The sequence below is a fragment of the Staphylococcus simulans genome, from assembly GCF_002994445.1.
Classification (GTDB): Bacteria; Bacillota; Bacilli; order Staphylococcales; family Staphylococcaceae; genus Staphylococcus; species Staphylococcus simulans_B.
This window is the reverse complement of record NZ_MRZJ01000003.1, coordinates 136,395-149,785: the sequence shown is the minus strand read 5'-3', so window position 1 is coordinate 149,785 and position 13,391 is coordinate 136,395. Positions and strand designations below refer to the sequence as shown.

The window sequence follows — 13,391 nt, the reverse complement described above, 5'->3', positions numbered from 1 at the left end:
TTTATTAATAAGGTAATTTGAAAACTGTTCATAGTGCGTGTTAAGGCTTATCAATTTCGTAATGTATAAGTGTTGATAACGTAAAATTATACAGCAGCTGTTTCAATTTTAAATCAGTCCCCAGCCCTAGTAGCAGGTATTATTTTCAGGCAGCAAAAAATCCGAGAAAAGCATGTCACTTCTCTCGGATTTTTTCAGTTAGATATTTCTATTATTATTTCTGCATTTCTTGCAACATACGGTACTCAATACCATGGAACAACTGTTGCAGCCAGCTGCTGTATTTCATTAAGTTGCTTTCAGCTGTGTACACATCAATATATTGGAATTTCAAACGTGCACCTTGCGGCTTTTGTGCAAGTTTTGTTAAATGATAGCTTGCAATCGTTCCAAGCTGCGGATAACTGCCTAGTGTATAATGATCATTTAATAAGATAATCGGTGAACCGTCACGTTTCACTTGAATCGTACCGCGCTTAACTGATTGGTGCGGCGGCATATCTTCATAGAATGCTTTCACCGGATCTCCTTCTAAAATCATACCGGCACGGTTCGCTTTGCTGGTTACTTTGTATTCTCCGTAAGTAAATCGGTTAAGTGTTTCTTCGTCAAAGTCCTCTGCACCTTTATTTAAGACAACATGGAACATATCAGACATGTAGTTGAATGATAACGCATAACCGTCAATACCCCAGTCTGTCTTGTGTGTGACTTTCAAGTTATCGAATAACTTCAAATGACGTTTTGTGTAGTTGCGTTTCATATTGATTGCATCACCTGTCTGCAATGCACGTCCTTGATAGCCTCCGATTTTAGATAAGAAGTCAGTAGAAGTTGAGCCGAGCCACTCTTCTAATTCCACACCGCCGCCGATTGCTAAGTAAACGCGTGAAGTACGGTTAGATTCGGAAAACTGTAAGACATCGCCTTTTTCAACTAAATATAATTTATTCGGCAAAATACGCATGTTTTGTGTCCATGCTTTAAAGTTGCCGCCGGAAAGTGCAATTAATGTGGGCTCTGTAAAACGGATACGTGCCATTTTTGTCGTCATTTCTAATGTCGCTTCATTTTTATCATTTGCGACCAGACGGTTTGCGATTTCATGTGCTAGGAAATCAAGGGCACCGCCGGGAATCACGCCATCATGTTCATAACCTTGGCGTCCAAAATCTTGGAAACTAGAAAACAGCCCTGGATTTTCAATTATGATTGACATGCTCATTGCCTCCTACTGCTGCATTTTCAGGATCTGCCGGTTTAAAACGCACCGTATCTCCTAATTTCAATAAAGTAAAGTCTTCTTTCTCAGGGTTGAATAAACGCACAGGTGTATAACCGATCACAAGCCAGTCGCCATATGTATCTGTTGTCACTACACCGCATTTCTTACCTTCTAAAATAACTGAGCCTGCAGGAATAAATTTTTGTTCGCTGCCCGTATGATTGACATAAATACGTTCATTCAATCCTGTTAAATATGGAAAACCAGGTGAATAGCCCATCATTGAAACGAAATACGTTTTATGCGCATGCAATTGAATAAATTCTTCTTCAGTCATTTTGAAATACGCTGCGAGTTCAGCTAAATCCGGTCCGTATTCTCCGCCGTAATACACTGGTAATTCTGTCGGCATATTCACTGCATCACCATGTTTGACTTCAATTTTAATAGAGTGCAGCAAATCCGTCATGTATTGAAACGGAGACGCGATATGGTGATGCTTAATCATATCTCGCGCATTATAAACAATCATCATATCCGATTCTGTCGGCACAATTTCAGTAATAAACGGATAATTTTGATCTAATAAGTATTTACGCAATGCTAACAAATCTTCTGTTGTATGTTGTGTGACTTCTTTTTCCACAGAAACCACGATGGCTTGGTCACCTTGACTATATATTTTCATAATGCACCTCTGGTCTTCATTGATTATAGAATATATTTAACAACCTCAAAATATACGTTATCAACATGTTCATAAAGTAATATACGAGTACAATTTGTATCAATAACATTACACCTACAACAACTTTGGCTTTTATCAGCTGGTGCTGTTGAATGTAATGATTCATCATGCGCTTAGCAATCATCGTTACAGCAACTATCAATATTATGATTATCCAAATCATGCTGCCACCTTAATTTATACCCTTCTGAAACTTATAATGTTCTAATCATTCTTAATTCTAAAGATTTATCTCAATCTCGGCAACCTCTCGCAAACTATTTACAAGAAAAATTTCCGCTTCCCCTGCTTTCAGCTTACGCTTAAGTTCAGAGATGTCATAATCTTTTTCTTTTACCTTTTCTTCATCTAATAATTGCGCGCGCATACACCCGCGCAAGAAATCATTTTCAAATGACGGTGTATAATACTGTCCATTTTCTTTAATCAATACATTGCCGATATCAAATTCCAACACTTTGCCTTTATTATCATAATACAACACTACATCTGTTTCATGATCATGTTCTACATGCTCTCTATGCGAAGTTTTATTAATATATTGCCACTTCGGATAGTCCGTGTTTATCTGCTGTGCTTTCGCTGTAAAGTGCGATTTATTCGGCAATGCGACACATTGATATGTCAGTGTGCCTGAAGGTTCTAACATCACTTTCAACCGGTGTGTTCCTGTCGGATGTGCTTGTTGAATGGATTGAATAAAACGTTCGAACGTCTCTTTAGTTAATGGATAATCTAATTGTCCAGCTGAATTGAATAAACGTGCTTGATGATAAGTATATCTTGGTATTTTGCCTGCTTCTAAACGCATCGTCTCAAATAAATACATAATCACTGCTCCAATATTTTAGTTTTCGCTTTGAATTCTGCTACTTCTGCTTTTGGATCCGAATCAATCGTAATACCGGCACCGACACCATAGACAGCCTTTCCTCCGATATACTGCACTGTACGAATCGGCACATTGAAGATCGAAGGCCCTTTAGGAAGCATTAAACCGATAGTACCGCAATACACATGTCTAGGTGTACTTTCTAGTGCTTTGATATAACGCATGGTATTCAGTTTCGGTGCTCCTGTAATGGAACCACATGGGAAAAGTGCTGTAAATATACGATGCAAGGAAGTGTTGCTTGGCAATTGACCAGTGACCATACTCGTCATTTGAAAGACTGTTTGGTACTTTTCAATATGAAACGGCTGATATACTTTGACACTGCCCGGATCAGCGATACGTGCAATATCATTACGCAACAAATCGACAATCATGACATTCTCAGCTTGATCCTTTTCCGATTGTTTCAGTTGCTGATAATAATATTGATCTTCTGTTTCATCCTTGCCTCTTGGCATCGTACCTTTCATCGGTTTGCTTAAGACAACATCTTGCATCGACTTAAAGCTGCCGCGTTGAAAGAACAACTCCGGTGAAATTGAAGCCACTTCTAATTCATCTGTATCAATGAGCACCGTATAATTACCGTGGCTGCTTCTTGTTAGATAACGATACATAACCGCTATAGGCATACGGATATCATCAAACATACGTGTCGTGTAATTGACTTGGTACGTATTCCCTTCCACAATCATAGCTTGAACGTGTTGAATATGTGCAATCATCGTCGATTCAGGCAGATAAAATTGAAATTGCAGGTGTTCTGACTGTTCTGCTTTTACTGTCTGTTCTCTATCAACAGGTGCTTCGAATACATAAGCAGCCGCATAAACATACGGTGATTGCTCTGGTGTATGGACTTCCATTTGTGCATTGAAGGCAGGTGCTGCTTCATACGGCAGATAAACACCTACAAAGTTGCCTGCTTGTTGTGCTTGTTCCGCAAAGTCGATGACATCCTTAACCTCTTCTAATCGATAAGCAATCCGCTTCTCTTTCAACTGATCAAACGCGTATTGATATTGCTTGTACTCTGTTTCATTAGTGTAATAACGAAAGTTAAATTGAGCTAACAAGAGACTCACCTGCCTGTTGTAGAAATAGTCGAATCTGTTCATGTCCATATTCGCTTAAAATAGATTCCGGATGGTACTGCACACCATATACTGGATAGTTTCGATGTGCTACTGCCATAATAATACCTGCATCATTTTGTGCAGTAACCTCCAGACATTCAGGTATACGCGCAGCATCTGCGCATAATGAATGATAGCGCATAACATGAAATTGTTTCGGCAATCCATGAAATATTCCTTTGTCATTGTGCGTTATCTTTGTCGTATGTCCATGCACCGGACGGTCATTATGAATAATCGCACCGCCGTAATGTTCAATCAAAAGCTGAAAACCTAAACAAACACCTAAAATCGGTGTCGTTGTACTGAAGGTTTCCACTACTTGATTCAAAATCGGATAGTCGCTTGGGCGCCCAGGTCCTGGGGATATAACAATGGCTGTAGGCTTCATGGCACACATGGATGCGATATCCACTGCATCAACATCAATGACTTGAATCTCTTCTTTGCTTTCAGTCGCCAAATAATCTACCAAATTGTATGTAAATGAATCTTTGTTATCTATCATTATGATCATTTTTAACTTGTCCCCTTACTCAACGTTCTTTTACTATCCATTTTACAAGATGTCAGCAGATTTTGTAATAGCAATAACCACATCTTGATTTTAGTGCAGAAATATATTATTCTATCTATCGACATAAATAACACAGAGGTTCCTAGCTGATACCCTCTATAAAAAACTAGACTTTTACTTCCAATCGTCTATCTTTTATAGAGATAGTCAATAGATTAATCAATTGTCTACGTCAACTCGGACCTAAAAGAGTTAAAGCAATATTGTCTCACAATTTGCTTGCTCCCTTTAGCGTCCGAGTTTTTTATTGATTTGGCTAGGCCATAAATTAAAGGAGAGAATGACTTATGGCACCCCATACCCTTGACGATAAAAAGGCATTAGTCGTCTTCAGCGGCGGACAAGACAGTACAACTTGTTTATTTTACGCGAAAGAAAAATTTGATGAAGTCGAACTTGTCACATTTCAATATGGTCAAAGACACGATACTGAAATCGAAGTAGCGAAGAAAATTGCACAAGAACAAGGCCTTAAACACCATGTTTTAGACATGTCTTTATTATCTCAACTGACACCTAATGCACTTACACAACATGAACTGAAAATCGAAGATACAGATGATGGTGTTCCAAATACATTTGTGCCGGCACGCAACCTATTATTCTTATCATTTGCAGGTGCATTGGCTTATCAAATCAAAGCACGCCATATTATTACAGGTGTTTGCGAAACAGACTTCTCCGGCTATCCGGATTGCCGAGACGACTTTGTCAAATCAATGAATGTCACATTAAACCTATCTATGGATAAAAACTTTGTCATCCATACACCTTTAATGTGGTTAGATAAAAAAGAAACTTGGGCCTTAAGCGATCAACTTGGCGTTTTAGATTATGTCAGAAACGAAACATTAACTTGTTATAACGGGATTATCGCAGACGGCTGCGGTGAATGCCCTGCTTGTAAATTACGCAAACGCGGTTTAGATGCTTATTTAGCAGAAAAAGGAGTGAATTAATTTGTTACAACAAATTTATCCAACTGTCGCCCATCCTTACGCATTCGAACTTAATAAAGATTTCCATTTTGCAGCTGCACATTATATTCCTTGCGACGATGCAGGAAAATGTGTACGTACGCATGGTCACACATACTTTGTAAATCTGACAATCGTCGGAGATGAACTTGATCACAGCGGTTTCTTAATCAACTTTGCGGCCCTAAAGAAAGAGATTCATGAACAATTCGATCATTATTTATTAAATGATTTACCGCAATTCAAAGACAAAATGCCATCTACAGAAGTCGTAGCACAAACGATTTGCGACATCACAGAACAAATTTTAGAAAAACAGCCTAATCAACCAAAATGCGCACAAGTCTATTTAAGAGAAACACCATCAAGCTACGTCGTCTATCGACCAAAGGCGTTTCGCAATGGCTAAAATTCCTGTATTAGAAATCTTCGGCCCTACTATACAAGGCGAAGGCCGTGTCATCGGACGTAAAACTATGTTTGTGCGCACAGCAGGCTGTGATTACCGATGCAGCTGGTGTGATTCTAGTTTTACATGGGACGGCAGTATGAAAGATGAGATTCAAATGATGACCGCAGAAGAAATTTATGAACGTTTATATGAAATCGGCGGCGATTGTTTCAACCATGTCACTATCTCAGGCGGCAATCCTGCTTTAATCAAAGGTATTCAGGACTTGATAGATCTGTTTGAAACTAAAGGCATAGAAAGCGCACTCGAAACACAAGGCAGCCGCTTCCAACCATGGATGCGCCAAATCGACGATTTAACAATCAGTCCGAAACCGCCAAGTTCAGGTATGCAGCCGAACTTGCAGATTTTAGATGAAGTCATTGAACAATGTGTCAAAGAATCACTCAATTTAAAAGTTGTTGTCTTTGATGATAAGGACTATGATTTTGCGAAAGCTATGCATCATCGCTATCCGGATATTCCATTCTATCTACAAGTGGGCAATCCTTATTTAGATGATGAAGTAGAAAATCATACACAGCGTTTGCTTAAACGTTATGAAGACCTCGTTGAAACAGTGATGAAAAGCAGTGACATGAATCAAGTCTATGTTTTACCGCAATTGCATACTTTACTTTGGAGCAATATGAAAGGTGTTTAAGTCTCGGGCTATCTTGCCCGAGCTTTTTTATTCGAAAGTGTTTTCAAATGCTTAAATTTACCGAAATTGATATAATATTCCAGTGAATAATAGAAGTCAGGAGACACACCTTATGCTCATATACATAGTTATTAACATAGTGATGATTTTAGCTTCAATCTTTATTGATATGTTTTTCAATGCTATTCACCAAGTGCGCTTAAGTTCTATTTTAATCGCGGTTACATTGAATAGTATTATTAATATAATTATCATTGGAAAGTACGATTTCATTACATATTCTATCGTCGCTTTTATTTCAATTTGGACACTTCTTGCTTTACTTACAGATTGGAAATTAAAGCCGATTATTTTTGAAACGCAAAAATTCATAGCCTTTGTAGTCTTTACAATCATGAGTCTTTCGATGCTTATCATCTTTAATACCAGCGAGAAGTCATATTATATGTCGATTCCATATCTATCACCTGTCTTCTTTTTATTCGGCGCATCCTTGATTTTCTTAGCTGTTTTTCATAATACTGATCAACAACAAAATTCAAAGCATTTTTGGAATAATATCGCAAAGTCTCTGACAATCGGAACAGTACTCATTATTCTTTCATTCTTAGTGATTACACTTTTAACACCATTCTGGTATATTTTCTTAATCGTGTATTCTATTTTATTATTATTTGTATTATGGACGAAACCTTTTTGTATGAAATTTGATTAAATATGATTATCTCTTCAGTAATAGTGGTAAATACTAACAAACACAATAGAAAGTATTGGTAGTATTTTATGAGGAGGCTATTATTATGGGATTAATAGTAATGTTAATCGTCGGGGGCCTAATCGGTTGGTTAGCCGGCGCTATTTTAGGAAAAGATATTCCTGGAGGAATTTTAGGAAACATTATCGCAGGTATCGTAGGTGCTTGGTTAGGTTCAGCAATCTTTGGTGATTGGGGTCCATCATTAGGCGGCCTAGCAATCTTCCCAGCATTAATCGGTACAATTCTTTTAATCTTGATTGTATCATTCATCTTTGGTGCAATTCACAAGAACAAAAGAAAATAAGCATTAACGCTGAAGCAGTACCACTCAATTCGTTGAGTGATACTGCTTTTTTCATTGGATTATATTACATGTCATTCAATTTAATTCTACTTTAGATTCTCTTTAATAGTATTGCCAAACTATTGTTTGATACAATAACAGTGAAGACAAAGTAGAAGGAGAGCGAACTACCCTTGAAGAAAAACACAAAGTTAAACAACAAAATTAAGATTCCCCGACTTGGTTTAGGCGTTTACAAAATTGATGAAGAACATATGAAGCCTGCTGTAAAAGCAGCTGAAAAAGCTGGTTATCGTGCCTTTGATACAGCTTATTTCTATCATAATGAAAAAGAATTAGGTGCAGCACTTAAAAGCGGCAAAGTACCTAGAGAAAAGTTATTCATCACAACAAAACTATGGAATGACTATCAAGGTTATGACAGCACAAAAGAATACTTTGAAAAATCGCTAAAAAACCTTGGCACAGATTACTTAGATATGTTCTTAATTCACTGGCCATGCGAAGAAGATGGTTTATTTATCGAAACCTATAAAGTGATGGAAGAATTGTACAAAGAAGGCCGTGTCAAAGCTATCGGTGTGTGCAACTTCCAACAACATCATTTAGAAAAACTGATGGAAAACACTGAAATCGTACCTGCAGTTAATCAGGTTGAATTCCATCCTTACTTAAATCAGCAAGACTTGCAAGATTTCTGCGATAAACACGACATTAAAGTCACAGCTTGGATGCCTTTAATGCGCGGCCGCGGTTTATTTGAAGATCCGGTTATCGCTAAACTAGCCAAAAAGTATGAGAAAACACCTGCACAAATCATTTTAAACTGGCATTTGATGCACAATAGAATCGTGATTCCTAAATCACAAACACCTTCACGTATTGCGGAAAACTTCGAATCCCTTTCTTTCGAATTGCGCAAAAAAGACGTGAAGAAAATCGATGCCTTAAATAAAGATTTAAGACAAGGCAAACACCCTGATGAAGTACGTATCGGTACATTAAAATAACTTTATTTAAGTTCATAGCTAACGAAAGGACAGTGCAGAGTTCAAATCCTCTGTACTGTCCTTATTTTTTTCACTTATATGAAGACCAATTATTGTCTATCAATTTTTGTTTCGATACTCATTATTTTTAACCTTTTTAAGATGCATGACCGAACGAATAGTAATCACAAGCAAAATAATGACACCAGCTGTGAAGATTAAATCCCAAGGCAATCTGCCCCATAACAACCAAAATACTGAGTCATTATGATAAAACTCTGTCAGTCTTGCATGCCAGTAACCATTTTTTTTGCATCTGCTAATTGAATATAGCCTACTGGAAGTAATGTCACAAAGACCATTCCTGCCAAGCCGATATTTAATAACCAACATGAAATAGAAATCCATTTTTCAACTTTCTTCGTCCAAAATTCAGTTTTAGTAATACTTCTTAATACATATAACATAATCGCAATTGAAAACATCCCATACACACCAGCCATTGAACCATGTGCGTGTGCAGATGTCCATTGTGTCCCATGTTCAAAGTAGTTAATAGCCGGGGCGTTAATCAAGAATCCTAATGTACCTGCACCAATTGCATTCCATAAGCCTGTAGAAGCCAAGAAGATAAATGTACCTTTGTATGGGAATTCAATTTTGCTGAATTTATAAACACGATAATGTGTGTAAGCTTCCCAAATTAATAAACATAACGGTACAACTTCTAAAGCAGAGAAACTTGAACCTAACGCTAACCAAATTGAATGGTCACCTTGCCAGTAATAATGATGTCCCATTCCTACAATACCTGTACCAAGCAATAAAATGATTTGGAAGTACAATGCACGGATTGTAGATTGTATTGTGGTTAATTTCATATCTACCATCAAGAAACCAATTAATATCACCGCAAATGCTTCAAAAATACCTTCCACCCATAAGTGAACTATCCACCAACGCCAGTAATCAGCAAAAGTGACATGTGAGTTTGGCATAATAAAAAGTGATGCTAAATAGAACATCGGAATTGCGATTGCGCCAATAAACAATAGTAAGATTAAACGTTTACGATGCTGTTCACTTCCGTCTTTAATCGCTGGGATAAAGCCTCTAGCTAATATAAACATCCACAGCACCATACCTACGATAAATAGGATTTGCCAGAATTTACCAAGTTCTATATATTCCCAGCCAAAGTGACCAAACAGCCACCATTTATCGTTGATCCAGCCTAGAATATTGCCCCATTCACCTATCATACTTCCGCCAGCAACAATTAATAATGCGACGAATAAGATATCGACTAATTTACCTTGATGTTTAGGCTCTTTACCCAGCACCCTCGGTACAATATAAATACCTGTCGCAAGCCATGTTGTTGCGACCCAGAAAATCACCAGCTGTAAGTGCCAAGTCTTCGCAATGTTGAATGGAAATAATTTTTGAAGCGGAATACCAAAGAATTCATTTTCTACATAATAATGGGCCATTAATTCGCCTAATAAGATTTGAATTAAGAATAATACCATTACAATCACAAAGTATTTTGCTGTTTTTGCTTGGCTTGATGAAATCGTATTTTGAATTTTAATTTCAGGCAAACGGTATTCACTGTCATATGTCGATTCCATATCGAATTGATAGCGTCTTTGGAAATAAATGATAATTGCAACACCCGCAACTAATATCGCAACAGAAATTGCTGACCATATTAATGCTTCACTCGGCATTGTATTACCAGCTTGTTCATCAAATGGCCAGTTGTTTGTATATGAGAAATCTCTATCTGGACGGTCTGTTGAAGATAACCAAGCTCCCCAGAAGAAGAAATCGCTCAAATGCTCAATTTTATTTCCTTTGACCATATAATCATTCGTCTTGATTTGATCAATCATATTTTGCGGTAAACCTGCTTGTTTAGGATTATTCACAAACACTTTATTGTAATAATCTCTGACATAATTCAATCCTGCAACTTGTGCATCTGTTAATACAAGTTCATCTTTAGCTTTTGAATAGCGATTCACTCGTATTTCTTTTTTAACTTTGTCTTCAATCCCCGCTTTCTGCATTTGGCTTAATTGTTTAAAAGGTTTGTCATAAAGCTTTTCAGCATAATAACGATGCATGCCTTTTAAATAATGATGCAATGTTTCTGCAGTATAATCAGGTCCTAAATAAGATCCGTTTCCTAAATATGAACCATAATCCGTCAAACCATATTTTTCATAAATAGCTTGACCACTGATTAGTTCGGATTTAGAAATGACCGTCTGTCCACTTTCATTCACCACTTTTGTCGGACGAGGCGCTTCATTTTTAAATATCAACCAACCACCAGCTAGCAAAATACCGAATACGATAACTAAAATTGTTACTAAAACCTTCGACAATCTACTGTATGGATTTTTCATTCTGATTTTCTCCTCAGTAACTTCGACTCTCAATTTCAGAATACGCTTACTATAATTGATAGTAAATATCATTCTCAATTAGTTCTTGATTTTGTCATAAATGTATTTATGAATAAAATATTACTTTCTTCGGTTTTAGTTATATTTTATTTTTTTGATTTTAAACAAACTTTGTGTTCTACAAATGATTTAATAAGCGGTGTAAGCTTCCTACTTTTATATGTTTTACATCAATCCAGTGAGTTAAGAAATCGTTTTCAATCATTCAGAAACTTGTCACAAATAAATTATTAAGTTCTTACGCTTACAGTGTTTAAAGTTGATTTGCAATAAGTGCTCTTGAAGTTTTTGTGAAGATTATAATAATTCTTCTGATTTAGAACACTTTTTGTTTTTTATTTATCACTTTTCTTCTTATAATAAAGATGAGTCGAAGAAGGAGAATGTTGATGATTACTAAAAATGATATTGTAGCAAATGTTGTGACGGACTATCCTAAAACTGCGGATGTATTTAAACATTCTGGTATAGATTTTTGCTGCGGCGGGCAAGTTACGATTGAAGCAGCTGCAAAAGATAAAAAGCGCGTCGTATTAGAAGATTTATTAGCCGAATTAGAAGCAGCGAGCAAACAAGATGCAGGCGGACAAGGTTTAAACCCTAAATATCTTAGTATCCCTTCATTAATTCAATACATTCAAGATGCATACCATGCACCTATGAAAGAGGAATTCAAAAACTTAACGCCTTACGTAACAAAATTAGCAAAAGTACACGGCCCTCAACATGACTATCTCTTAGAATTGAAAGACCTGTATACAACATTCAAGAATAATATGTTAGAACATACACAAAAAGAAGACGAGCAAGACTTTCCTCAATTGATTGCTTTTGCGAATGGCGAAGCTGTAGACAATGTAGAAGCAATTATCGAAGATTTAACTGCAGATCATGATAGTACTGGCAATCTGCTCCACAGAATGGATGAAATCACTAATGATTTCCAACCTCCTGTTGAAGCTTGCGGTACATGGCGTTTAGTATATACGCGTTTAGCTGCTTTAGAAAAAGCGACATTACAACATGTGCATTTAGAAAACCATGTTTTATTTGAAAAATGCCGCGAAAAATTGCAATCTCACTAATTCAAATAAGGTTGGATAGGAACTTTTTCCCTATCCAACCTTATTTTTGTATGATTCACTTTAAAAACTTATTAGAGTTTAGGAAATTGCACAGTCATTGTAGTGCCGATATTAGGTACACTTTCTACGGTAATGGTTCCACCGATTTGATGGACCAATGCTTGTGTAATATAAAGTCCTAGCCCAGAACCGCCTGTATGATAGTTGCGGGAATCTTCTACTCTGAATGTTCTTTCGAAAATACGCGGTATATCTGTTTTAGCAATACCGATACCTTCATCTTTGATTTCAATCTTGATTTGATGTGCGCTTTCTGACAGACCAATATAGATAGGACTGCCTGACGGTGAAAAGTTCAATGCATTATCGATTAAATTAGTGATGATGCGTTCAAGCGGTTGCTGATATTGTCTGAACGGCAGCAATTGATCGCAAAGTTTTATTTCTAATTCTCTTGCATCTAGCTTCATACGCTGTTCGTAACCATTCAAGATAGTCAGCAGTAACTGATCAATTTGTATCATTTTAATTAAATGCGTATTCGGCGCATCCACCGTAGCCACATTAGTCAATTCATCGAACATATTAGACAAACGGTTGGATTGTTGCATGAGACTTTCATACGCTTTTTGGCAATCATCTTGTTGATGAATCACGCCATCTTTTAAAGCCTCTGAATAAGAAATAATACAGGATAAAGGTGTTTTTAAGTCATGTGCCAAATTTTGAATTAACTCATACTTCTCTTGTTGTTCGGACTTGATTTGCGCCATTTGATTCGTAATTTCATGTGCCATTTTATTAAATGAATGACTTAACTCTTTTATTTCACGCGGTGATTTAAAACGTGTCGGTTCTATATCATAATTGCCGTCCGCAAATTGTTTTGTACGCATATTGAAATGCTTAATCTTTTGGACAAGCGGAGTTAAAAAGAAACTGCAAATAAACAAAGTCAGACAGCTGGAGACGATGGCACTGATTGTCAGTAATAATGTCGTATGCCCATTAAACAACATCAGTTTATAAGCAATGCCTAAAATCGTAGAAGCCAATAAGACACTGGTCAGTACACCCATTATTACTTGTGTTCTGATTGAAAACAT

General features: G+C 36.8%; 13 protein-coding genes and 1 pseudogene. 7 read left to right on the top strand and 7 right to left on the bottom strand.

Features of this window, described 5'->3' with window-relative positions:
* Positions 1-214: 214 nt before the first annotated feature.
* From C7N65_RS05785 to C7N65_RS05760, 5 genes are all read right to left on the bottom strand, one after another.
* On the bottom strand, positions 215-1,219 hold the full coding sequence (locus C7N65_RS05785) for a biotin-dependent carboxyltransferase family protein (RefSeq protein WP_105993529.1): 1,005 nt from the start codon (positions 1,217-1,219) through the stop codon (positions 215-217).
* On the bottom strand, positions 1,203-1,913 hold the full coding sequence (pxpB, locus tag C7N65_RS05780) for a 5-oxoprolinase subunit PxpB (protein WP_105993528.1): 711 nt from the start codon (positions 1,911-1,913) through the stop codon (positions 1,203-1,205). The genes C7N65_RS05785 and pxpB overlap by 17 nt, the downstream gene beginning before the upstream one ends.
* A gap of 280 nt (positions 1,914-2,193) precedes the next feature.
* Positions 2,194-2,802 (bottom strand): aminotransferase class IV, encoded by a 609-nt coding sequence (locus tag C7N65_RS05770; RefSeq protein ID WP_105993526.1) that lies wholly within the window; start codon positions 2,800-2,802, stop codon positions 2,194-2,196.
* Positions 2,803-2,804: 2 nt separating this feature from the next.
* Positions 2,805-3,944, bottom strand: coding sequence for a chorismate-binding protein (locus tag C7N65_RS05765; protein WP_199790657.1), 1,140 nt, complete (start codon positions 3,942-3,944; stop codon positions 2,805-2,807).
* A complete protein-coding gene (locus C7N65_RS05760) occupies positions 3,928-4,521 on the bottom strand; it encodes an anthranilate synthase component II (protein WP_105993524.1) in 594 nt (197 codons plus the stop codon). Before C7N65_RS05760 ends, C7N65_RS05765 begins: the two co-directional genes overlap by 17 nt.
* A 347-nt stretch (positions 4,522-4,868) precedes the next feature.
* Here C7N65_RS05760 and queC point away from each other — a divergent pair, with 347 nt between their 5' ends.
* From queC to C7N65_RS05730, 6 genes are all read left to right on the top strand, one after another.
* Positions 4,869-5,540 (top strand): 7-cyano-7-deazaguanine synthase QueC, encoded by a 672-nt coding sequence (gene queC / locus C7N65_RS05755; protein ID WP_105993523.1) that lies wholly within the window; start codon positions 4,869-4,871, stop codon positions 5,538-5,540.
* 1 nt (position 5,541) lies between these two features.
* The gene (gene queD, locus C7N65_RS05750; RefSeq protein WP_105993522.1) at positions 5,542-5,967 is read left to right on the top strand and encodes a 6-carboxytetrahydropterin synthase QueD; all 426 of its coding nucleotides are present in this window, start codon (positions 5,542-5,544) and stop codon (positions 5,965-5,967) included.
* Positions 5,960-6,673, top strand: a complete 714-nt coding sequence (queE, locus tag C7N65_RS05745; RefSeq protein ID WP_105993521.1) for a 7-carboxy-7-deazaguanine synthase QueE — start codon at positions 5,960-5,962, stop codon at positions 6,671-6,673. Before queD ends, queE begins: the two co-directional genes overlap by 8 nt.
* A 112-nt stretch (positions 6,674-6,785) precedes the next feature.
* Positions 6,786-7,388 carry a hypothetical protein gene (locus C7N65_RS05740; RefSeq protein WP_105993520.1) on the top strand — a complete coding sequence of 201 codons (603 nt, stop codon included), beginning with the start codon at positions 6,786-6,788 and terminating at the stop codon, positions 7,386-7,388.
* Positions 7,389-7,473: 85 nt separating this feature from the next.
* The gene (locus C7N65_RS05735; protein ID WP_105993519.1) at positions 7,474-7,734 is read left to right on the top strand and encodes a GlsB/YeaQ/YmgE family stress response membrane protein; all 261 of its coding nucleotides are present in this window, start codon (positions 7,474-7,476) and stop codon (positions 7,732-7,734) included.
* Between the two features lie 173 nt (positions 7,735-7,907).
* Entirely contained in the window at positions 7,908-8,744 is an 837-nt protein-coding gene (locus C7N65_RS05730) for an aldo/keto reductase (protein WP_105993518.1), read from the top strand.
* Between the two features lie 99 nt (positions 8,745-8,843).
* Here C7N65_RS05730 and C7N65_RS05725 read toward each other — a convergent pair.
* Positions 8,844-11,140 (bottom strand): annotated as a pseudogene (locus tag C7N65_RS05725) (nitric-oxide reductase large subunit).
* Between the two features lie 449 nt (positions 11,141-11,589).
* Here C7N65_RS05725 and scdA point away from each other — a divergent pair.
* Positions 11,590-12,285, top strand: a complete 696-nt coding sequence (gene scdA, locus C7N65_RS05720; protein ID WP_105993517.1) for an iron-sulfur cluster repair di-iron protein ScdA — start codon at positions 11,590-11,592, stop codon at positions 12,283-12,285.
* A gap of 71 nt (positions 12,286-12,356) precedes the next feature.
* Here scdA and C7N65_RS05715 read toward each other — a convergent pair whose 3' ends face one another.
* A complete protein-coding gene (locus tag C7N65_RS05715; RefSeq protein WP_105993516.1) occupies positions 12,357-13,391 on the bottom strand; it encodes a sensor histidine kinase in 1,035 nt (344 codons plus the stop codon).